At 64.0% G+C, this 21802-nt stretch carries 17 protein-coding genes; 11 read left to right on the top strand and 6 right to left on the bottom strand.

Features of this window, described 5'->3' with window-relative positions:
- The first annotated feature begins 14 nt into the window (after positions 1-14).
- Positions 15-560: an acyltransferase gene (locus tag HYG81_RS21555; protein WP_180841745.1), complete on the top strand. Its 546-nt coding sequence runs from the start codon at positions 15-17 to the stop codon at positions 558-560.
- 184 nt (positions 561-744) lie between these two features.
- Here HYG81_RS21555 and HYG81_RS21550 read toward each other — a convergent pair whose 3' ends face one another.
- Both HYG81_RS21550 and rocF read right to left on the bottom strand, forming a co-directional pair.
- Positions 745-1914 (bottom strand): NAD(P)/FAD-dependent oxidoreductase, encoded by a 1170-nt coding sequence (locus HYG81_RS21550; RefSeq protein ID WP_180841744.1) that lies wholly within the window; start codon positions 1912-1914, stop codon positions 745-747.
- Positions 1915-2030: 116 nt separating this feature from the next.
- Complete coding sequence (gene rocF, locus HYG81_RS21545; RefSeq protein ID WP_180841743.1) at positions 2031-2951, bottom strand: arginase; 921 nt, start codon at positions 2949-2951, stop codon at positions 2031-2033.
- Between the two features lie 155 nt (positions 2952-3106).
- Here rocF and HYG81_RS21540 point away from each other — a divergent pair, with 155 nt between their 5' ends.
- Entirely contained in the window at positions 3107-3790 is a 684-nt protein-coding gene (locus HYG81_RS21540; protein WP_180841742.1) for a metal-dependent transcriptional regulator, read from the top strand.
- A 179-nt stretch (positions 3791-3969) separates the two neighbouring features.
- Complete coding sequence (locus HYG81_RS21535; RefSeq protein ID WP_180841741.1) at positions 3970-4503, top strand: Rrf2 family transcriptional regulator; 534 nt, start codon at positions 3970-3972, stop codon at positions 4501-4503.
- A 104-nt stretch (positions 4504-4607) separates the two neighbouring features.
- Here the strand turns inward: HYG81_RS21535 and gyrA are convergent, their stop codons facing one another.
- From gyrA to psmA, 4 genes are all read right to left on the bottom strand, one after another.
- The gene (gyrA, locus tag HYG81_RS21530; protein ID WP_180841740.1) at positions 4608-7160 is read right to left on the bottom strand and encodes a DNA gyrase subunit A; all 2553 of its coding nucleotides are present in this window, start codon (positions 7158-7160) and stop codon (positions 4608-4610) included.
- 251 nt (positions 7161-7411) lie between these two features.
- Complete coding sequence (gene gyrB, locus HYG81_RS21525) at positions 7412-9343, bottom strand: DNA topoisomerase (ATP-hydrolyzing) subunit B (RefSeq protein ID WP_180841739.1); 1932 nt, start codon at positions 9341-9343, stop codon at positions 7412-7414.
- Between the two features lie 112 nt (positions 9344-9455).
- Positions 9456-10172 (bottom strand): archaeal proteasome endopeptidase complex subunit beta, encoded by a 717-nt coding sequence (gene psmB / locus HYG81_RS21520; protein ID WP_180841738.1) that lies wholly within the window; start codon positions 10170-10172, stop codon positions 9456-9458.
- Positions 10165-10911: an archaeal proteasome endopeptidase complex subunit alpha gene (psmA, locus tag HYG81_RS21515; RefSeq protein ID WP_180841737.1), complete on the bottom strand. Its 747-nt coding sequence runs from the start codon at positions 10909-10911 to the stop codon at positions 10165-10167. The genes psmB and psmA overlap by 8 nt, the downstream gene beginning before the upstream one ends.
- Before the next feature lie 726 nt (positions 10912-11637).
- Between psmA and HYG81_RS21510 the strand changes: the two genes are divergently transcribed.
- From HYG81_RS21510 to HYG81_RS21475, 8 genes are all read left to right on the top strand, one after another.
- Complete coding sequence (locus tag HYG81_RS21510; protein WP_180841736.1) at positions 11638-12906, top strand: divalent metal cation transporter; 1269 nt, start codon at positions 11638-11640, stop codon at positions 12904-12906.
- Positions 12907-13182: 276 nt separating this feature from the next.
- Positions 13183-13962 carry a sulfite exporter TauE/SafE family protein gene (locus tag HYG81_RS21505; RefSeq protein ID WP_180841735.1) on the top strand — a complete coding sequence of 260 codons (780 nt, stop codon included), beginning with the start codon at positions 13183-13185 and terminating at the stop codon, positions 13960-13962.
- Between the two features lie 84 nt (positions 13963-14046).
- The gene (locus HYG81_RS21500) at positions 14047-14475 is read left to right on the top strand and encodes a universal stress protein (protein WP_180841734.1); all 429 of its coding nucleotides are present in this window, start codon (positions 14047-14049) and stop codon (positions 14473-14475) included.
- Between the two features lie 102 nt (positions 14476-14577).
- Entirely contained in the window at positions 14578-15099 is a 522-nt protein-coding gene (locus tag HYG81_RS21495; protein ID WP_180841733.1) for an SPW repeat domain-containing protein, read from the top strand.
- 101 nt (positions 15100-15200) lie between these two features.
- Complete coding sequence (locus HYG81_RS21490) at positions 15201-16460, top strand: hypothetical protein (protein WP_180841732.1); 1260 nt, start codon at positions 15201-15203, stop codon at positions 16458-16460.
- Positions 16457-17455 (top strand): potassium channel family protein, encoded by a 999-nt coding sequence (locus HYG81_RS21485; RefSeq protein WP_180841731.1) that lies wholly within the window; start codon positions 16457-16459, stop codon positions 17453-17455. Before HYG81_RS21490 ends, HYG81_RS21485 begins: the two co-directional genes overlap by 4 nt.
- A 124-nt stretch (positions 17456-17579) precedes the next feature.
- On the top strand, positions 17580-19088 hold the full coding sequence (locus HYG81_RS21480) for a dihydrolipoyl dehydrogenase (protein WP_180841730.1): 1509 nt from the start codon (positions 17580-17582) through the stop codon (positions 19086-19088).
- A 183-nt stretch (positions 19089-19271) separates the two neighbouring features.
- A complete protein-coding gene (locus HYG81_RS21475) occupies positions 19272-21758 on the top strand; it encodes a DNA topoisomerase VI subunit B (protein WP_180841729.1) in 2487 nt (828 codons plus the stop codon).
- Positions 21759-21802: the final 44 nt, after the last annotated feature.

Below are 21802 nucleotides of genomic sequence, written 5' to 3'. Positions count from 1 at the left end.
CAAAGGGTGGGGCAGTGACGACTTCCGACGATACGACGCCGCGACACGAGCGCGTCGAGCGCCACGCGACGCCCGGGCCGCGCAACTCGCTCGCTCACTGGACCACCGCCCGCAGCCCCCTCCGGGTCGCGATCAACTATCTCGTCGTCTGGCTCGTCCGAATTTCGCCCAGCCTCCGGCTCAAACGCTGGCTCCTGGAGCGGCTCGGCGTCACGGTCGGCGAGGGCGTCTCGTGGGGCCTCGAGGCCACGCCGGACGTCTTCTGGCCGGAGCTGATCACCGTCGAAGCGGACGCGATTGTCGGCTACGACGCGACGATCCTCTGCCACGAGTTCCTTCAGGACGAGTATCGGACCGGCGAGGTCGTCGTCGGCGAACGAGCGATGATCGGGGCCGGCGCGATCGTCTTGCCCGGCGTCGAGATCGGCGAGGAGGCCCGGATCGCGGCGAACTCGCTCGTCACCCGCGACGTCCCGCCCGGGGCGACGGTTGCCGGTGTGCCAGCGGAAACGATGGGTGGGTCGACTGCTGGCGAGACGGCCGCCGAGGATCGGGACTGAACAGTCGGCCTCGAGCGCAGCATTCCAGTGCAGCGCTGCTCGGCAGTGATCGACCTCGAGCGCCTCGATCTACGGATTTATCGGCTGATAGCGGGCTCTCGGTGAGTGACGATTCGACACTCCGTCCACTGACAGTCGAAGACAAAACGACCGCTACTGCGCAAACGGAATAGCCAAAACAGGCTTAGAGAGACGACCAGGATCTGCGGGCGACGTTCCAGGAGGTGATGTCCGCGATCCAGCGGGCGGCAATCATCTTCTTCAGGTTCTTCGCCGGGTAGCCGCCGAAGGTGTCGACGGGAAGCGAGATGCCGAAGGCGGGCTTGACGCCGTGGGCGACGGCCTTCTCGCCGACGGAGATGACGGTCCCCTTGTCCTCGAACTCCCAGGTTTTGAGCGGGCGGTTCTCGATCGCGCGAGCGATGTTCTCGCCGGCGACGTCCGCGGCCTGCCAGGCGGCCTGGGCCGTCGGCGGCGCGGGCTGGTCGCCCTGATCGATGATCGCCGAGTCGCCGATCGCGAACACGCGCTCGTCGGAGGTCTGGAAGTTCGCTCCGGTGGTCACCCGGTTGTGTTCGTTCTCGAGGTCGACGTCGTCCATCGCGTCGCGACCCGTGATCCCGCCGGTCCAGACGAGGACATCGTGATCGAGGGGCTCGCCCTCGTCGAACTCGATGTGGTCCTCGGTGGCCTCGGTGATCGGATCGTCCGTGTGGATCTGGACGCCGGCCTCCTCGAGCAGGTCGCGAAGCGCCTGCTGGACCTCCGGATCGTTGCCGGGGAAGATCTCCTCGAGCGCTTCGACGAGGTGGATCTCGAGCGGCGCGCGGTGCTCGTCGCGGAACTCGGCGATCTCGCCGGCGGTCTGGATCCCGGAGAGGCCAGCACCGCCGATGACGACCTGTGCGGGGTCGCCGCGGGTCGCCGCCTGGCTCGCGTCGTTGACGGCCTCGTGGATCTCCAGAGCGTCGTCGAGGCTCTTCAGCGTCAGGGAGTGGTCCTCGAGGCCGGGGATGCCGTAATAGGCGGTCTGGCTGCCGAGGCCGACGAGGACGTAATCGTATTCGACATCGTCGCCGTCTGCGAGTTCGACGGTCTGTTCGTCGACGTCGAGACCGGTGACTTCGTCCTGAATGAACTGGGTCGATGGGTCCGCGATCCGATCGACCGGGAACGTGATGTCCGAGCGGACGGTCGGGTCTCGGATCACGCGATGAGATTCGTGTAGAACGAGGTGATAGTCGACGTCGGCGATCCAGGTCAACCGAGCGTTGTCCTCGAGCTCCGACTGGAGCTTGTTGACCGCACCGGTACCGGCGTATCCGGCACCGAGTACGACGACGTTCTCAGTCATACGCAATACTGCGAAACACTATGATACAAAGGTGTTGAAACGAGAATCAGTGTGCCTTCAGTTCTCATGCGATCGATTCGGTCGTGGGGGCGGTTCGACAGCCGTCGGCGAACCGCTCAGAGAATGCGTTTCCCGAACGCGCTCGCAGTCAGTTCGGCTGCGAGGGTGGCCGTCTCGTTCGCCTCGTCCAGAATCGGATTCACCTCGACGACGTCCATCGATCTGAGCATCCGATCGGCCTCGTCGCGTCGAGAGATCGCCTCGAGGGCGGCGTGGGCTTCCCGGTAGGTGACGCCGCCGCGGACGGGGGTGCCGACCCCGGGCGCCGCCTTGGGGTCGAGCCAGTCGAGGTCGAGGCTGACGTGGACGCCGTCGGTCCCGTCGGTCGCGACCGCGAGCGCGTCGTCGACGACTGCGGAGACCCCCCGCTGGTCGATATCGGACATCGTAAACGCCGTCATCTCGCTCGCTCGGATCAGTTCGCGCTCGCGGTCGTCGATACTTCGAAGACCGACGTAGGCGACCGATGATTCCCGGAGCCCGGGCGCCTGTGTCCACGCCATCTCGCCGAACGCCCCGCGGCCGAGTGCTGCGGCCAGTGGCATCCCGTGAACGTTGCCACTGGGCGACGTTTCCGGCGTGTTGAGATCGGCGTGAGCGTCGAACCAGACCGCACCGAGGTCGGCCCCGCGGGCGGAGCCGTTGAGCGAGCCGATTGCGACGGAGTGGTCGCCGCCCAGCACGAGCGGGAACTCGCCGTCCGCGAGCGTCGCCGCGACCCGATCGCCCACCCGCGTACAGACGTCCTCGACCTCCCGGAGGAACTTCGCGTTCCCGTGACTCGGCTGGTCGGCGTCCGGATCGCGTTCCTCCGCGCGGGGCATCGACACGTCGCCGTCGTCGACCGGGTCGACGCCCGCGCCCTCGAGGCCGTCAGCCAGATCCGCGTACCGGATCGCCGAGGGCCCCATGTCGACGCCGCGCCGGTTCGCTCCGTAGTCCATCGGCGCGCCGATGATTCTGACTGTTCGTCCCATACGTGCGCTACGCCGTCGATGGGTTTGGTCGTGGCGATATCGCCGATTAGGTGTTGCGGTGATCCAGTGGTACTAACGACTCGATTCGACAGTGGGCGGTCCGACACGACGCTGGCGATAGCTTTAGGGTTAGACGCGTCTAAACCGGGGACAGCATGATGCTGAGCGACGTGATGGAAGACTACCTCAAAGCGATCTACCAGCTCCAGCGCGAGACCGACGAGCGGATCAAGACCTCCGAGATCGCGTCGGAGCTGGACGTCACGTCGCCGACGGTCACGAGTATGCTCGACAAACTCGAGGAGCGCGAACTCGTCGACCGCGAGAAGTACCGAGGGGTGACCCTGACCGACGAGGGGGAAACCGTCGCCCTCGAGGTCGTTCGCCACCACCGGCTGCTCGAGGCCTACCTCACGGAGCACCTCGATTACGACTGGTCGGAAGTCCACGCGGAAGCCGACCGGCTCGAACACCACATCAGCGAGAACTTCGAGGCCCGCGTCGCCGACGCGCTCGGCGAACCGACGGTCGACCCCCACGGGTCGCCGATTCCCGGTGCCGACCTCGAGCCGCCGGAGCGACCCGACGGCGAGGCCATCACCGAGTTCGAGGCGGGGACCGTCGTGACCGTCGCCGAGGTCGCCGATCAGGATCCCGACGTATTGTCGTATCTCGCCGACCACGGCGTCCAACCGGGTGTCGAACTCGAGATTCTCGAAATCGCGCCGTTCGGGATGGTGACGGCCCGCTCGAGCGAGGCCGACGAACCCGTTTCACTGCCCGAATCCGTCGCCCACCACGTCCGAGTTGCGACGCCGGCGGAGCCCACACCGTCGTAACCGACAGCACAGCCCCGATCGGTTCGGTCCGAGACGGTAGTGTTCGACCAAACGGTTGCGAATCTCTCCCGAGAGAACGAGCCGAAACTCCTTCGTAGCCCCGGTTCAACCGTCACAATATCGATGAAACGCTCGGCTCACCCGCCGGGTTTAAGGAATCCAAATACGAATATATAACTATGTCATCCATCGAACTCACCCCCAGCCAGAAGAAAATCCTTCGCGCACTGACGAACCTCCACAAGGTGACCGAAGACGCCATCAAAGGGGAAGACATTGCCGAACAGGTCGACCGCAACCCGGGGACGATCCGCAACCAGATGCAGAGTCTCAAAGCGCTCCAACTGGTAGAGGGCGTACCGGGGCCGAAAGGCGGCTACAAGCCCACCGCCGCCGCCTACGAGGCGCTCGAGATCCAGCAGATGGACGAGCCAGCAGCGGTCCCGATGCAACACGAGGGCGAACCCGTTGAGGACACCATCATCGAGGAGATCGATCTCTCGAGCGTGCACCATCCGGAGCTCTGCCGTGCGGAGATCCACATTCAGGGCACCCTCAGCAACATTCACGAAAACGATTCCGTCACCGTCGGGCCGACGCCGCTCTCGAAACTCCTCATCGAGGGAACCGTCGACGGGAAAGACGACACGAACAACATCCTCATCCTGCAGATCGACGACATGGTTGCACCCGCCGAAGAGCCGGAACACTGACTCGGACGGCGGCCGCATTCTCTACTCCTCCCAGCGTTTGCTCTCTGTTTCGGCAATACCGACGAAAACGGTCGATAATCGCTGTCGAACCGGGGCTCGAGCGCTCAGTTCGATTCGTCCGCTGCGTCGCCGGTGTCAGCTGCGTCAGCAGTGTCGGTTGCGTCAGCAGCATCGATCGTTTCGTCCGCATCGTCCGCGTCGGCGGCCGCCGATGCCGGGATCACGTCGACGCTGGCGACCGCGTCGCCGTCCTCGACTTCCATCACGATCACGCCCATCGTGTTTCGCCCGACGCTCGAGATTTCGTCGACTCGCGTCCGGACGATCTGGCCGCGCTCGCTCATCATCACGAGCTGATCGTCCGCGTCGACCGCCTTGACGGCCGTGACGGGTCCGTTGCGCTCGCCCGTCTTAATGTCAATCAACCCCTTGCCGTACCGGGACTGCGTGCGGTACTCGGAGAGCAGCGTTCGTTTGCCGTACCCGTTCTCCGTGACCGTCAGCAGCGCCTGTTCGTCGCGTTCGTCGGTCGCGACCAGACCCGCAACGGCGTCGTCCGCCTGGAGTTTGATGCCGTTGACACCGCGGGCGTTCCGCCCCATCGCGCGCACCTCGTTTTCGTCGAAGCGGATCGTCATGCCGCCCTCGGTCGCGATCACGAGATCCTTCGAGCCGTCCGTCACGTCGACGTCGACGAGTTCGTCGCCGTCCTCGAGGTCGGCGGCGATGATCCCCGTCGAAAGGATGTTATCGAACTCCTCGCCGGCGGTGCGCTTGACGTAGCCGTGTCTGGTGACCATCGTCACGAACTCGTCGTCGCCGAAGGCGTCGGTGTCGACGATGGCCGTGATGTCCTCGCCGGGGTCGAGATCGAGGATGTTGACCGCCGATTTCCCACGCGCGGTCCGGCCCATCTCCGGAATCTCGTAGGTCTTGAGCCGGTAGACTTCGCCCTGATTCGTAAAGCAGAGCAGGTAGTCGTGGGTGTTGGCCCGGAAGACCGTCGTGACGCGGTCGTCCTCCTTGACGTCCGCACCGATGATGCCCTTGCCGCCTCGACCCTGGGGGTCGAAGCCGTCGATCGGCATCCGCTTGACGTAATCGTCCTCGGTCATGACGACGAACACCTCCTCTTCCGGGATGAGATCCTCGTGCGTGACCGTGCCCTGGTCCTCGACGATCGAGGTGCGGCGGTCGTCGTCGTACTCGTCTTTGATCTCGCGGAGTTCTTCTTTAATGACCGAGAGCAGTTCCGACTCGCTCTCGAGGATCGCGGTCAGGCGTTCGATTTCGGCCTGAACCTCCTCGTACTCGTCTTCGATCTCGGCGGCCTCCATCGAGGTGAGGCTGCCGAGTTGCATCCGGACGATGTGGGTCGCCTGCTCCTCGGAGAAGTCGTAGGCCTCCTGCAGCGCCGCTTTCGCGGCCGATCGGTCCTCGCTGTTCCGGATCAGTTCGACGACGTTCTCGGCGTTCTCGACGGCCGTTAGCCGACCCTCGAGGATGTGCGCTCGGTCCTCGGCCTCCTCGAGATCGTACTCGCTGCGCCGCCGGACGACCTCGCGTCGGTGGGAGATGTACTCCGCCAGGGTCTCCTTGAGCGAGAGCACGCGAGGCTGGCCGTCGACCAGCGCGAGGTTGATGACGCCGAAGGTTCGCTCGAGGTGATTCTCGAGCAGTTTGTTCTCGACGACCTCCGCGTTCGCGCCGCGTTTGAGTTCGACAACGACGCGGACGCCGTTACGGTCGGACTCGTCGCGCAGGTCGGAGATGCCCTCGATCTCGCCCTCGTTGACGTCCTCGGCGATGCGCTCGACGAGGCGGGCCTTGTTGGCCTGATAGGGGAGTTCGGTGATGACGATCCGCTCGCGATTGTTCTTCCACTCCTCGACCTCGAACTCGGCGCGGACCCGGATGCGACCGCGGCCGGTCTTGTACGCCGAGTAGATGGCGTCCCGGCCGACGATGTTCGCGCCCGTCGGGAAGTCCGGCCCCTTCACGTGATTCATCAGGTCATCGACGGTCGAATCGGGGTTATCGATCAACTCGATCGTCGCGTCGATGATTTCGCCCAGATTGTGGGGTGGGATGTTCGTCGACATCCCAACTGCGATCCCCGAGGAGCCGTTCACGAGGAGATTCGGGAACGCCGCCGGCAACACGTCGGGTTCCCGGAGGCGGTCGTCGTAGTTCGGCGAGAAGTCGACCGTGTCCTTGTCGATATCCTCGAGCAACTCCTCGGCGACGGGGGCCATCCGCGCCTCAGTGTATCGGGGCGCGGCGGCCGGGTCGCCGTCCATCGAGCCGAAGTTCCCCTGGCCGTCGACCAGCGGATAGCGCATCGAGAAGTCCTGGGCCAACCGGACCAGGGTGTCGTAGATCGCGCTGTCGCCGTGGGGGTGGTAGTCACCCATCGTCTCCCCGACGATCGAGGAGGACTTTCGGTGGCTGCTCCCGGAGGAGACGCCCATCTCGTGCATCGCGTAGAGGATGCGCCGGTGGACGGGCTTGAGCCCGTCGCGGACGTCGGGGAGGGCGCGCCCGGCAATGACGCTCATCGCGTAGTCGATGTAACTCTGCTCCATCTCGTTTTCGATGCGGACGTTTTCGACTGACCGTGCCTCGACGTCCGTCGGATCGGGTACTTCTGAACTCATGTCTTCATTTCAGTTGCTTCCATTATATCTGTGACCAGCACTGCATCCGTGAGAGCGTCCGCTCTGCGGACGCTCGAACGGGCGACGACCGACCCGGAGCGCGGCTTGCCGCGCGAGGGGAGGGAGGAGTGCTTTTCATCGAAGCTGAGCGGGATCGAAGATCCCGCGATGTCCAAAAGAGCGCAAAGCGCTCTTTTGAAGATTTTGCCGAGGGCGCGGCTACGCCGCGCCCGCAGAGCAAAAGTTCGTCTCTAGATGTCGATCCACTCTGCTTCCGGCGCGTGGTCCTTGATGAACTGCTTGCGGGGTTCGACGGCGTCACCCATCAGGACGGAGAACATCTTGTCCGCCGCGGCCGCGTCCTCGATCGTGATCTGTTTGAGGATGCGGTTGTCGGGGTTCATCGTCGTCTCCCAGAGCTGTTCCGGGTTCATCTCGCCGAGTCCCTTGAACCGCTGGACCCGTGTCGGATTCCCGTCGCACTTTTCCTCGATGATCTCGTCGCGTTCCGCTTCGGTCATCGCGTCGTAGGTCTCGCCGCGGTAGCGAACCCGGTACAGGGGCGGCTGGGTCGCATAGACGTAGCCACCCTCGAGCAGCGGACGCATGTGCCGGTAGAAGAACGTCAACAGCAGGGTCCGGATGTGCGCGCCGTCGACGTCGGCGTCCGTCGCCATGATGATCTTCTTGTAGCGAATGTTCTCGACGTCGAACTCGTCGCCGATCCCCGCGCCGATCGCGGTGATCATGTTCCGGATCTCGTCGTTCTCGAGGATCCGGTCCAGACGGTGTTTCTCGACGTTGAGAATCTTCCCCTTGATGGGGAGGATGGCCTGGTAATCCGGATTCCGGGCCTGCTTTGCGCTGCCGCCCGCGGAGTCACCCTCCGCGATGAACAGTTCCGCTTCCTCCGGATCTTTGGTCTGGCAGTCGGCCAGTTTGCCGGGCAGGGAGGTGGAATCGAGCGCCGACTTCCGGCGTGTCAGCTCCTCGGCCTTCTGGGCGGCCATTCGGGCCTTGGCGGCCTCGACGGCCTTCATCACGATTGCCTGGGCGGTGTCGGGATGTTCCTCGAAGTAGGTGCCCAGCCCCTCGTGCATGGCGCTCTCGACGATCCCGCGTACTTCGCTGTTGCCGAGTTTCGTCTTCGTCTGGCCCTCGAACTGGGGGTCGGGGTGTTTGATCGAGATAACCGCAGTGAGCCCCTCTCGGATGTCCTCGCCCGAGAGATTGTTGTCGAGGTCGGAGAGCAAGTCATTCTCGTTGGCGTAGTCGTTGACCGTCCGGGTCAGGGCGGTCTTGAACCCGGTGAGATGGGTCCCGCCCTCGCGGGTGTTGATGTTGTTCGCGAAGGCGTGGATAGACCCCTGCAGTTCCTGGGTGGCCTGCATCGCCACTTCGATCTGGATGTTCTGCTCTTCGTCCTCGAAGTAGATGATATCGTCGTGCATCGCCGAGCGCGTCTCGTTCAGATACTTGACGAACTCGCGGATGCCACCGTCGTACTCGTAGGTCTCGGAAACGGGTTCGCCCTCGTCGTCGTCCTCGCGCTCGTCGCGGAGCGTGATGCGGACGCCCGAGTTGAGGAAGGCCAGTTCCCGGAGCCGGTTCGAGAGCGTCGAGAACGAGATCTCACCCGTCTCGAAGATACCGGTGTCGGGCCAGAACTGGATCTGCGTGCCCGTCTCCTCGTCGGACTCCATGTCGCGAACGCGCTCCATGTCGCCGACGGGTTCGCCGCCTTCGAAGGCGTGGCGGAAGACGCCGCCGTCGCGCTTGACCTCGGCCTCGAGTCGCTGGGAGAGGGCGTTGACGACGCTCACGCCGACGCCGTGGAGGCCGCCGGAGACCTGATAGGACTTGTTGTCGAACTTGCCGCCGGCGTGGAGGACGGTCAGAATGACCTCGAGTGCGGGGCGGTCGTACTCCTCGTGTGTGTCGACGGGGATGCCGCGGCCGTCGTCGGCGACGCTCACCGATCCGTCCTCGTGGATGGAGACGGTGATGTCGTCGCAGTGGCCGGCCAGTGCCTCGTCGATCGAGTTGTCCACCACTTCGTAGACGAGATGGTGGAGGCCTCGAGAATCGGTAGAGCCGATGTACATCGCCGGTCGCTTTCGCACAGCTTCCAGGCCCTCTAAGACCTGAATCTGCCCGGCGCCGTACTCGCTTTCCTGGGACATGTAAAACCTACTTTCGGATAGCGCCCCTGCCCTAATAAAAGTCACGTGTACGCGCGCGAGCGCGAGCAAAACGAACGTAACGAGTTGGCCGATCGAATACCGTCGAAACGGTCTAGATGACCGCGTCGAAGTCGTTGTGGCCCTGAATGTCGACGCCCTCGTCGGTGATCTCCGCGAGGAAGACGCCGTTGCCGGAGCCGGTGTCGCGCTCGACGGCGCTCTTGATGGCTCGAGCGGCGACCGTCTGTGCCTCGTCGAGCGAGAGGTCGTCGTCGTACTCGTTCTCGAGGAGGCCGTAGGCCAGTTGCATCCCGCTGCCGGTGACGGTGTAGTCGTCGGCCATGACGCCGCCGGCGGGGTCGATGCTGTAGACGTGGCTCCCTTCGCTGTCGACGCCGCCGAGGATCGGATTGATCGCTCGGAACGGGCCGCCGCGGGCGAAGTTGCCCGCGAGCGTCGCCAGCGCCTCGATCGGCATCGGTTCGCCGCGGCGCGATTCGTAGAGGTTGACCTCCGCACGCAGCGTTCGGATGAACGACTGTGCGCCGCCGACCGAGCCGACCAGCGTCAGCGCGCCGGTGGGGTGGATCTGCTCGACCTTCTGGACGTCCTTGTTCGAGACGAATCGCCCGCCGAGACTGGCGCGCATGTCCGTCGCGATGACGACGCCCTCGTCGGTCGTGATGCCGATCGTCGTCGTCCCCGTGGAGTTGACGTTCTCGCCGTAGTCGTCGCTCTGGTTGCCGTCGGGAAGCGACCCGAGTTCGGGTTCGTACGGCGACGGATCGCCGTTCCCCTGCGGGGTCGAACCCTGGCTCCAGTTATTCATCGGTCTCCTCCTCCGGGTGATCGATCTCCGCGATGATCGACTCGAGGTGGTCGGTCTCGACCGAGTGGAACGACTCGTCCTCGGTCGTGATCGTCGCGACGTCGACGTCCTCGGCGTCGACGACCTCGTCTTCGGGAGCGCTCAGCGCGCTCAGTGCGACTTCGATGCCGCCGTCGACGTCGAGATCGTCGCGGTAGTTCTCCTCGAGATGGCCTTGGATGGTATCGCGGTCGCCACCGATGGCGGCCGCCTTCCACTCGTAGTCCGTCCCCGAGGGGTCGGTCTCGAACAGTTTCGGCTCGCCGGCGTCGATTCCGCCGACGAGGAGGGCGACGCCGAACGGGCGAGCACCGCCCGTTTGGGTGTACTCCTGAATGTGATCCGTGACCGCTCGCGTCAGCGTCTCGACGCCGATTTGCTGCCCGTAGCGGAGCTGTTCGCCCTGTGCACGGCGGCGGGCGAGGTCGACGAGCTGTCGCGCGTCGGCGACGTGGCCGGCGCTCGCGACGCCGATGTGCTCGTCGGCCTTGTGGATCTTTTCGACGCTCTCGCGTTCCATGAGCGGCGAGCTGACCTGTCGATTTGCGGCGAGGACGACACCGTCGGGCGTGCGGAGACCGACGCTTGCGGTTCCGCGTTTGACGGCCTCGCGGGCGTACTCGACCTGGTAGAGACGTCCGTCCGGGGAGAAGATTGTGATCCCCCGGTCGTACGCCTGCTGGTTGGATTGTCCTTGCATTGAGTCTTCACCTCTGGTAAGGGATAGAAATATATAGGGCTTTGTCTGAAGGCAACTTCATCTGTACGCTGTCGTTCGGCCCGAACTTTCAAGAATGTGGTGCCGACACGCTTCTGAAGATGTGAAACCTCGGCAGAACGAGAGTTCGTGGTCGACAGTGAGCCGCCGTTCACGAAGGGGAGTGCTCAACGGTTGCCGACAGTTCGACGGTCCGACGGTTCAGTTCGGTTGCGACTCTCGTTGGTCCGTCGTACATACCTGATACGCGGGTTTTCGCTCGTGATTTGTGTATCGTACTCGAGTAAATACGGTATTACCCAAACCAGCTACATGAAAGGTTGACTGCCATCTCAAGCTTTCCACTCAAACGAATCACTGCCGTTGGTTTCGGTACAGCATTCCGCACTACAGTAAACAGGTGACAGCGGACCGGTCGAGGCCCTCCGAGCACCCAACCACCCGTGGGCTCGAGGCGTTAGCAAACCTGTACATTTTCGGGAAATAAATATCCATGTATAAATACAGCACCGTAGTCGGCGTTCCTATCGAAACGAAAATAAAAACCATTCACCGAGACGGACTCGCGCTCTCTCAGCTATCGAACGGTTTCAGAGCCGAGTCCGCCACCATTCCGCCTGAATCGAGTACTGACCTCGAGTTGCGATCCGAGTGGGCTTCGAGTCCCGACGCGAACGACACCCAATTCGCTGCTCGAGGTGAGCGAGCGTGAGCGAACAGTCAGCGTCGGCATCGACGTCGACATCGACGGTCGTCGACATCGTTCCCGGCGGGGAAGCAATCCACGGTGCGCTCTACAGGTACGGGCTGGGTATCATGTTCGCTGCGAACGTGTTCGGTGCGGGGTCGGTGTACATCCTCGCCGACACGGGCGCGAACTTCGCGTTCTCCCTGCTGTGGGTGCTCCCGCTGGCGTTCCTTATCGATATCGCACTGCACGACATGAGTGCGCGACTTGCCGTCGCCGACGAACCCCTCGCCGACTATATCGTCGATATACTTCCGATCGGGGGACAGCCGCTCCTCGTCGGGGTTTCGCTGATGTCCGCGCTGTGGGCCGTCTCGAATTACGCCGTCGCCGGGGCGGCACTCGCCTGGCTCGTTCCGTTCTTCGACAACGTGCTCGTCGGCATCGTACTCGCGGCCGGATTCGGCATCGCCATCGTGCAGATGAAGGTCTACGATCGGATCGAAGCGGTGATCGCCGTTATGGTGTTCTCCGTATTCGGTTCGTACGGCCTGCTCCTCGCGGGGCTCGACGTTCCGTGGCAATCGGTTGCAGCCGGACTCAAACCGGCACTGGCGACCGAGATCGGTTACCTCACGGCAGTCATCGCCCTGCTGGGGACGACGGTCTACTGGCCGAACTTCTTCATCCAGTCGAGCATCCAGCCGACGAAAGAGTGGACGGACATCTGGGATTACCGCCGGGACAACGCCGCCGGGATCGCGACGACGCTCACCATCGGAAGCTTTGTGATGATCGTCTCGGCGATCACCCTCTCCGAGGGGGACATGACGCTAACCGGGCCCGGCGTCCCGCTCGCGGAGATTATCGGTCAGGGTGCACTCGTCCTGTTCATGGTCGCGGTGCTCTGTGCCACCATCACGTCGGCGACCGGAACGCTGTTCGGTGCCGGGTTCATCATTCCGCAGTCGCTCGGGCGACACACGGTCTTTGGCGACGCTGCGTTCCGGCGAACGGTCATCGCGCTGATCGTCCTCTCGGCGGCGACTGCCCTGCCGATGCTGATCTACACGGGCTTCGGTCCCGTCGAGATGGCGATCATCATGCCGGCCGTCAACGGTGCGATCGGGCTTCCGTTGACTGTCTTCGCGCTCATCGGAGCCGTGAACAAGTACTACGACATCGAATGGTACGAGAACATCGGGTTCATAGCCGCTGGACTCGTCTTGCTGGTCGGTAGCCTCATGACGGTCCAATCGCTCTACGAGACGATCGTGACAATTCTATAATCATCTCCCGGCGAACGGACGACACCAGTCTCCTGAGTGCACTGATTCTCCGTTTCGACCGCCCGCAACGGCTGCAATCGGGGTCGGCTGATCGCTATCGATAGTCGCTGCCGTGTCAGTTGATCCGCAACCAGTCGCATGATCGCGACCATCCGGACTGCTTTTTCGCTCACGGGAGACAGTGATTCGCAGTTTGCTCGGTAGCTGACCGGAGGGTCTCGAAATCAGAAGAGTTAGTTCGATCGGCACGGACCACTGGATAACTCCTCTGATTTAATGCTCGAATTGCCCTTCGAACTCTCCCTGGTTCTGTTGCTCGTCTCGATCGCCTTCTTCTCGGGAATCGGCATTACCACCATCGGTCCCGGCGGGATCTTCGTCACGATTGCGCTCTACTCCCTGACGTCGCTCCCCTCGAGTCAGGTCGCCGGCACCGCCCACGCCACGTTCGTCGTCACCGGGCTCGTCGGCAGCGCCGCCTACCTCCACTCCGGCGAGATGAACACCGGCGAGAGCCGCGCGATCGCGATCGTCCTCAGCGGTGCGAGTATCCTCGGCGCGCTCGTCGGCGCGTACGTCAATACCTTCGTTCCGCGCTCGGTGTTCGGCCTCCTGCTCGGCGGCGTCGCGACGGCCGTCGGCGGGATCATCCTTTACCGCGAGCGCCGCGGGTTCAGCCCGATCTACGACCTCGAACCCCTGACTCGAGGCGGCCGGATCGTACTCGCCGGCCTCGGCTTCGTCCTCGGCGTCTGCAGCGGCCTGCTGGGGATCGGCGGGCCGGTGCTGGCCGTGCCGGCGCTGGTACTGGTCGGCGTCCCGATGTTGTTCGCCGTCGCCGTCGCGCAGGTCCAGTCAATCTTCATCGCGACGTTCGCGGCGTCAGGCTACTTCCTGCAGGGGAACGTCCTCGTGCCGCTCGCGGTCGTCATCGGCACGCCGCTCCTGCTCGGCGTCGTCGTCGGCTGGCGAGTCGCCCACGCCATCGATCCCGAGAAGCTGAAAGTCGCGCTGGGGGTCGTCCTCCTCGGCGTCGGCCCCTACCTCGCCCTGTGAGCGGCGGACCGGCGCGTCGGACGAATCAACCTGACGTCGGAGAACCAGACTGAAGGCGACGCGCGTGGACGTCGATATATCCCCATGCCACCGCGGATCCTCGTCCCGTTCGACGACTCCGAGCCCGCTCGCGACGCCCTCGAGTACGCGTTCGATCTGTTTCCCGACGGCGAGTTCGTCGTGCTGGCCGTCGTCGACACCACCTCGGTGCCGTACATTCCGAACGTCGCGGACGACGCCGAGATGAGCGACGATGCGCAGGCGCTGCTGAGCGACGCCGCCGACCAGTTGACCGCCGCTGACGCCATCGCTACCGAGCACGGAACCGACATCGAAGCGCGGACGCGAATGGGAACGCCGGCCCAGGAGATTCTCGAGTACGCCGAACACGACCCCGTCGATCACGTCGTCATCGGCAGCCATGGTCGATCCGGCGTCGCACGGATCTTGCTCGGCAGCGTTGCGGAGGTCGTCGTCAGACACTCGTCGGTGCCCGTGACGGTCGTTCGGTGACGGTTCCTGCGGACTGGACTCGGCAGTCCCGTCTCGAGACCCTGCACACACGGGCAGCGTGCTCTTTGCGCCGAGGAGGTGACTCTCGAGCTGAGAGCTACAATGAGCGACTACGACGGCACAGAGAATCCCGAAACCCCGTGGCGGGACGATGGAGAGACCGAAGACGACAATCGCGGGGACGATGGACTGACCGGCGGTGACAGGACTCCGTACGGACCGAACCCGGACGAACGAGGAACGGAACTTTCAGCGATCGTCGGACTGCTCGGGCTCGCGTTGATCGCTCAGGCCCTCGTCCTCGAGCTCGTCGCGACCCAGTTCTGGAACGATATCTTCGTCGGTGCGACGCTGCTCGTCGCCGGTGGGTACAACTACTACCGCCGGTCGAACGAGGAGTTCGGGAGCATCGGTGTCGCGTCCCTCGTCGCACTCCTCGGACTCTGGCTCGTGGCATCACCGTTCCTGCTGGGGTCCGGGTCGGGCATCGCCGAGACCGCGAGCGATCTCGGCATCTGGACCGACATCATCGTCGGGTTGCTCGCGTTCGGAATCGGGTCGTACAGCGCCTATGTGATCCGCGATCGGCGTCGCCACGTGGACGTGCGGAGAACGGCGACGTGATCTCTCGCGGACCGACGTCACGCTCGTGTTGCTGTCGGTTTCGATGACAGTGGCACACTCCGGCAAAATCCACTTATCCCCCGTTCTGGTACAGTGATCCGATGCTTCCGCTCGTCGCGATAGTGCTCGCTCTCGTCGTCAGTGCGGTGATTCTCGAGGTCGTGTCGTATCGAGCGCTCGAACGGATCCCCTCGGTGGCCACCGAGGAGTTCCCCGAGATCGATCGGGAGTTACTGGGGAAGTTCAGTAGCTTCGATCCCGAACTCGGGTGGGTTCCACAGCCCAACCGAGAGAAACAGAAGGACACGGGCGATCACCTCCCGGGCGAGGAGGTCCGGACAACGGTTACGTACTCAACCGACGAGTACGCGAGTCGGGTCTGCCCCGCGAAGGAGCGCGACCCTGACGCCGATATCAGGGTCTCGACCTACGGTGACTCCTACTGTTTCTGCCGAGAGGTCGACAACGACGAGACCTTTCAGAACTATCTCGCACAGGAACTCGACACCCACGTCGCTAACTACGGCGGCGGCAACTACGGCCTCGATCAGGCCCTTATGCGGCTCAAACGCCAGTATCCCGACGACCCGACCGATCACGTTTTCATGGTCGTGACTGCCTCCTCGATCGCGCGCATCCTCAGCGTCTGGAAACACTACCAAGAGTTCGGCAACATTCTCGCGGTCAAACCCCGCTACGTCCTCGAGGATGGCGACCTCGAGCGCGTCGAGAGTCCCGTCGACGAAAAGGAGGAGCTGCTCGACCTCGAGTCGAAGGCCGACTTCCTGCGGGAGTACGACTTCCATTACGACCACTGGTTCAAGCCCCACTTCGCGACGCGGCCGTACACGGCGGACTTCCTCGAGAAGAACGAACACCTCCGCTACGCCGGCTACACGGCCGGGAAGGAACTCGAGCGCCGTCTCAGCCGGTCGATTCCGGGGATCGACTTCGATCTGGCCCAGACCCAGTCGGCGCTGCGGCTGGAGCAGCCCCGCGTGCGGTACCACGAGCGGCTGTTCGACACCCACGAGGACCTCTTCGACGCGCTCATCCAGGAGTTCGTCGACTACGCGGACAAACAGGACTTCGAGCCGACCTTCGTAATGGTTCAGCAGCTCCGATACGCGAAATACGAGTCCGAACACGGGCCGATCTACGGCGACCTGCTGGATCGACTCGACGAGCGATACGACGACCTGACGACGATCGACATGGCCACACACCTCTCACCCGACGACGGCGACGTCGAGTCGCTGTACGTCGAACGCGGAGAAGGCGGCCACTACAGTCCCGAAACCAACGCGGCAATCGCGCAGGTGCTGGCGGGCGTCGTCGAGCAGCGGGCAGTCGTGGAATGAACCCCGTCTACCTCGTCGCCGGCATCGTCATCCTCGTCGGTGCGATTGTGGATATTCTCTGGACGACCCTCTGGGTCGACGGCGGTTCGGGTCCAATCTCCGGTCGGCTCACGACCGGTGTCTGGCACGGCCTTCGGACCGTTAGCGGAGATCGCGACAGGGTACTCAGTATCGCCGGTCCGCTCATTCTCACCCTCACGCTCGTCATGTGGATCGGCCTCATCTGGCTCGGATGGACGCTCATCTTCGCCAGCCACCCGCACGCCCTCGTCAGCACGCGGACCGGCGCAGTGGCCGACTGGTCGGGTCGGTTCTACTACGTCGCCTACACGATGTTCACGGACGGCAACGGCGACTACACGCCGCTCGGCGACGTCTGGGAAATCGCCAGTGCGTTTACGACCGCCTCCGGAATGGCGTTCGTCACGCTTGGCGTCTCCTATATCCTCACCGTTCTCGGGGCCGTCTCCGATAAACGCTCCTTCGCCAGTACCGTCACGGGACTCGGAAAGCGAAGCGAAGCGCTCGTCCGCACCGGCTGGACCGGTGAGGATTTTCAGGGCCTCGATCTGGCCCTCGAGTCGCTCGCATCGGAGCTGAGCCTGCTCGCCGAACAGCACAAATCCTATCCGATCCTCCATTACTATCACAGCGAAGAGAGCGAGCAGGCCTCCGCCGTCGCCGTCCCCATCCTCGACGAAGCGCTCATGCTCTTTCGGTACGGGATTCCGGACGAACAGAGCCTCGATCCCGCGATCATCGCAAACGGCCGCTCGAGCGCCCAGAGTTATCTCGAGACGCTCGACGAGTCCTTTATCGAACCCGAGCCGGCGGTCCCCCGAGCGCCGGATCTCGATCGGCTCCGGGAGGACGACATTCCGACCGTCTCGGACGAGGAGTTCGCCGAGGCCCTCGCGGAGGTAACCGACCGCCGCCGCCACTTGCTCGCCGTGGTCGAAGCCGACGCGTGGGAGTGGCCGCCGCTCGAGGAGTGAGACGGTCTGCCGTCGCCGTGTACCGGCGCACTCGCATGGCGGGTCGCGGGTGCACCGGAACGACGGACAGTCATCCGTATGAGCAGGCTCGATATTCATTGCGCTCGGCATCCACGCACTCCGTATGGAGGAGTACGACTTTCTCGTCATCGGCTCCGGCTCCGGCCTCGACGTGGCGAACGCCGCGGCGAATCAGGGATGGTCCGTCGCGGTCGTCGAGAGAGGGCGGCTCGGCGGTACCTGCCTCAACCGCGGGTGTATCCCGTCGAAGGAGCTGCTGTACCACGCCCACGTGATGGAAACGATCGAGCGCGCAGACGAGTTCGGGATCGACGCCGCGGTGAACGACGTCGCGTTCGCCGACATCGTGCGCGAGGTCAACGAGGACGTCCACGGGAGCTCGGACTCGATCCGGCGCGGTCTCCGCTCCTCGGAGACCATCGATCTGTACGAGGCTGAGGGCCGGTTCGTCGACGATCGAACGCTCGAGCTCACGGGCGGTGCGGCCGACGGCGAACGCATTCGCGCGGACACCGTCCTCGTCGCGGCGGGCACGCGCCCGGCGATTCCGCCGATCGACGGCATCGATACCGTCGACTACCTCACCAGCACCGAAGCACTCCAGCTGGAAACCCCGCCGGATCACCTCGTCATCGTCGGCGGCGGCTACATCGCCGCCGAACTGGCGCAATTCTTCGGCACGTTCGGGAGCGACGTGTCGATCGTCGGCCGTCGGCCGAACCTGCTTCCGGATGCCGACGAGGAAGTGGCCGCTGCATTCACCGAGCGCTACACCGACCGGTTCGACGTGTACACCGGCTACGAAGCGACCGCCGTCTCCGGAGACGAGGGTTCGATCACCGTCGAGGCACGTCCGTTCGCCGACGCTGGCGACAGTGTCGCGAGTCCGGACGACCCCATCTCCGTCACCGGCGACGAACTGCTCGTCGCGGCCGGTCGGGTTCCCAACACCGACACGCTGAACGTCGAAGCCGCCGGTATCGAAACCGATCAGGCCGGGTTCGTGCGGACGGACGAGTACCTGCGGACGACCACCGACGGTGTCTGGGCGCTTGGCGACATCGTCGGCGAATACTTGCTGAAACACAATGCGAATCACGAGGCGCAGGCAGTCGCGCGCAACCTGTTCGGCGACGAACTCGAGCCGGTCGACTACTCGGCGATGCCCTTCGCCGTCTTCGCTTCGCCGGAGGTCGCCGGCGTCGGGCTGACAGAACAGGAACTGCGCGCTGCAGACCGGGAGTACGCGAAGCGCACCTACCGCTATGAGGAGACGGCTCGCGGGAGCGCGATGAAGGCCGACGGGTTCGTCAAGCCGATCATCGACCTCGAGGGTCAAATCCTCGGCTGTCACATTATCGGCCCGGAGGCCTCTGACCTGATTCAGGAGGTCGTCGTCGCGATGACGGCCGGCTCGGGGACAGTTCGCGACATACAGGAGTCGGTTCACATCCATCCCGCGCTCTCGGAGGTCGTCCAGCGGGCGTTCTCCGGGCAGTTCACGCTCGGCGACGGAGTTACGCGTGACCACGATCACGGCCACGACCACAATCATGGCCACAGTCACGACCATGATCACGGTCACGACCACAATCACGACCACGATCAGTGATCGCTGCTCACTGGTAATCGTCGCTCACCGGTCAGCGAAACCGAACGGATTCGGCTCCGAGGCCCCGGATCTACTCCGCGATCGGTCCCTCGAACGCGTCGAACCGACCGTCGGCGCTACAACGAATTCACTTTCACTCTGGTAGCACACACCTTTTAGCCTCCCCGTTAGTAAGAGAAGACGATGACGTCGTTACAGTCGACACTCGGTGACGAGGCGGGGATCGCCGAGGAGCTGGCCGAAAGTCAGCAGTCGATCTCCATCGCCGAGTTCTTCGAGAAGAACAAGCATATGCTCGGCTTCGACAGCGGTGCTCGAGGCCTCGTCACGGCCGTCAAGGAGGCCGTCGACAACGCCCTGGACGCCGCTGAAGAGTCGGGCATTCTCCCGGATATCTACGTCGAGATTCAGGAAGCCGGTGACTACTACCGCCTGATCGTCGAGGACAACGGACCGGGACTCACGAAAGAAACGCTCCCGAAGGTTTTCGGGAAACTCCTCTACGGCTCTCGCTTTCATGCGCGCGAACAGTCCCGCGGCCAGCAGGGGATCGGTATCTCAGCGGCCGTCCTCTACTCGCAGCTCACGAGCGGGAAACCCGCCAAAATCACCAGCCGAACCCAGGGTTCGAGCGAAGCCGAGTACTTCGAGCTGATCATCAATACCGACGACAACGAGCCCGAGATCAGCGTCGAGGGGACGACCACCTGGGATCGACCCCACGGGACGCGCATTGAACTCGAGATGGAAGCCAACATGCGCGCCCGCCAGCAGCTCCACGACTACATCAAGCACACGGCGGTCGTCAACCCTCACGCCCGCCTCGAGCTGCGCGAACCGCAGGAACACTTCAAGTTCGAGCGGGCGACCGACCAGCTTCCCGAGGAGACCGAAGAGATTCGCCCGCACCCTCACGGCGTCGAACTCGGCACCGTGATGAAGATGCTGACGGCGACGGATTCCCAGACGGTTTCGGGATTCCTGCAGGAGGAGTTTACCCGCGTCGGGAAGAAGACCGCCGACTCGGTCATCGACGAGTTTCGTGACCGCCACTACGGCCGCGAGATGCGGTGGCGTTCCCCCGCTTCACACGAACCCGTCGACCTCCGCGCCGCAGTCGAGGACGCGACCGCGAACAAGGGCCACGACGCGACGGCCGCGTTCGCCGACGCCATCACCGAGGCCGTCGAGGGCTCCCCCCGCATCGCCCACTCCGAACTGCGCGAGGCCGTCGAATCGGCCGCTGACGCGGTCGCGGACGACCACGGCTCGACGTTCGGCGATACCGTCCGCGAAAACGCCGTCGAGGCGGTCTGGCTCGAGTTGATCGACGCCGTCGAAGCGGACGATGAGACGGCAGCGGACGCAGAGGACAGCGAGGACGGGAGCGGGGTCGACGGCGACTCGCGGCTGGTCGCCGACCTGTACGACCTCGCGGACGACGCGACGAGTACCCGCAAGGACGATGAGGTGATTCACGCCTTCGCCGACCGCCTCGCGGCCAGGTTCGAGGATGAACACGCGGACGAAAACGTCCGTCACCGACTCACCCAGAAGCGACTTCGAGCGCACGTCGACCGGGCCGCGGATCTCACCGAGGAGTACGACGACGTCTCCTTCGGCGAGACGGCACGAGAGAACGTCATCGAGGCGATCTGGGACGTCATGGCGACCGTCCCGGACGATCCGCCGCTGGTTCGCGAACTCAACGGCGACCGCGACGCCACCAGCAACCTCGTCGACGCGATGCGCGCGACCGATATCATGGCACCGCCGACGCGGTGTCTCGCGCCCATCTCCGAGGACCTCATCACCGCCGGCCTCGAGAAGGAGTTCGACGCCGACTTTTACGCGTCCGCGACGCGCGACGCCGGCGTCTCCGGCGGTGATCCGTTCATCGTCGAGGCCGGGATCGCCTACGGCGGCGAACTCCCAGCCGAAGGGACCGGGCAGGTCATGCGCTTTGCGAACCGGGTCCCGCTGGTCTACCAGCGCGGTGCCTGTGCGACGACCGACGTCGTCAAATCGATCGGCTGGCGCAACTACGGCCTGGATCAGCCCGGCGGCTCCGGCCTGCCCAACGGGCCGGTCGTGATCATGGTCCACGTCGCCTCGACGAACGTTCCCTTCACCAGCGAATCGAAGGACGCCGTCGCGAACGTCCCCGAGATCGAAGACGAGATCGAACTCGCCATTCGAGAAGCGGCTCGGGACCTCAAGAGCTTCCTCAACAAGCGCCGGTCGATGCAGAAGCGCCGGAAGAAACAGAACGTCCTCGGGAAGATCCTCCCGGAGATGGCCGATAAGGTCGCCGAGGTCACCGGTCGCGATGAACCCGACATTGACGACGCGATCGCGCGCATCATGAACAACGTCCTCGTCGAGCGTCGGACCGAGGAAAACGGCGACGGAACGGCCGTCTCCGTCGTCGTCGAGAACAACTCGAGTACGAACGAGTCACTCGAGGTGACCGACATCGTTTCGGCCGAGCCGACGAACCTCTCCGACGGCGCGAACGTCGTCGAGATGGACGGTGAGTGGTTCGTCACGTGGGAACCCGAGGTCTCGAGCGACGACGAGGCAGCGCTCGAGTACGAGGTACCGGACGGCACAACGTTCGATCTGGACGTCAAAGGCGTCGAAAGCGAGAAGCTGACGGTGTCATCATGAGCGTGCGAATGATGGCTCGGAATGAGCGAATCGAAATTACGGTG

Source organism: Natrinema zhouii, from assembly GCF_013456555.2.
GTDB lineage: Archaea > Halobacteriota > Halobacteria > Halobacteriales > Natrialbaceae > Natrinema > Natrinema zhouii.
This window is presented reverse-complemented; position numbering and strand designations above follow the sequence as displayed.

Excerpts from the sequence above, each read along its gene's own strand:
- HYG81_RS21550 (WP_180841744.1), bottom strand. The coding sequence starts at position 1,914 with ATGACTGAGAACGTCGTCGTACTCGGTGCCGGATACGCCGGTACCGGT.
- HYG81_RS21495 (WP_180841733.1), top strand. The coding sequence starts at position 14,578 with ATGAGCGACTACGACGGCACAGAGAATCCCGAAACCCCGTGGCGGGAC.
- psmB (WP_180841738.1), bottom strand. The coding sequence starts at position 10,172 with ATGAATAACTGGAGCCAGGGTTCGACCCCGCAGGGGAACGGCGATCCG.
- HYG81_RS21535 (WP_180841741.1), top strand. The coding sequence starts at position 3,970 with ATGTCATCCATCGAACTCACCCCCAGCCAGAAGAAAATCCTTCGCGCA.
- gyrA (WP_180841740.1), bottom strand. The coding sequence starts at position 7,160 with ATGAGTTCAGAAGTACCCGATCCGACGGACGTCGAGGCACGGTCAGTC.
- HYG81_RS21540 (WP_180841742.1), top strand. The coding sequence starts at position 3,107 with ATGATGCTGAGCGACGTGATGGAAGACTACCTCAAAGCGATCTACCAG.
- gyrB (WP_180841739.1), bottom strand. The coding sequence starts at position 9,343 with ATGTCCCAGGAAAGCGAGTACGGCGCCGGGCAGATTCAGGTCTTAGAG.
- HYG81_RS21505 (WP_180841735.1), top strand. The coding sequence starts at position 13,183 with ATGCTCGAATTGCCCTTCGAACTCTCCCTGGTTCTGTTGCTCGTCTCG.
- rocF (WP_180841743.1), bottom strand. The coding sequence starts at position 2,951 with ATGGGACGAACAGTCAGAATCATCGGCGCGCCGATGGACTACGGAGCG.
- HYG81_RS21485 (WP_180841731.1), top strand. The coding sequence starts at position 16,457 with ATGAACCCCGTCTACCTCGTCGCCGGCATCGTCATCCTCGTCGGTGCG.
- HYG81_RS21490 (WP_180841732.1), top strand. The coding sequence starts at position 15,201 with ATGCTTCCGCTCGTCGCGATAGTGCTCGCTCTCGTCGTCAGTGCGGTG.
- HYG81_RS21500 (WP_180841734.1), top strand. The coding sequence starts at position 14,047 with ATGCCACCGCGGATCCTCGTCCCGTTCGACGACTCCGAGCCCGCTCGC.
- HYG81_RS21480 (WP_180841730.1), top strand. The coding sequence starts at position 17,580 with ATGGAGGAGTACGACTTTCTCGTCATCGGCTCCGGCTCCGGCCTCGAC.
- HYG81_RS21475 (WP_180841729.1), top strand. The coding sequence starts at position 19,272 with ATGACGTCGTTACAGTCGACACTCGGTGACGAGGCGGGGATCGCCGAG.
- psmA (WP_180841737.1), bottom strand. The coding sequence starts at position 10,911 with ATGCAAGGACAATCCAACCAGCAGGCGTACGACCGGGGGATCACAATC.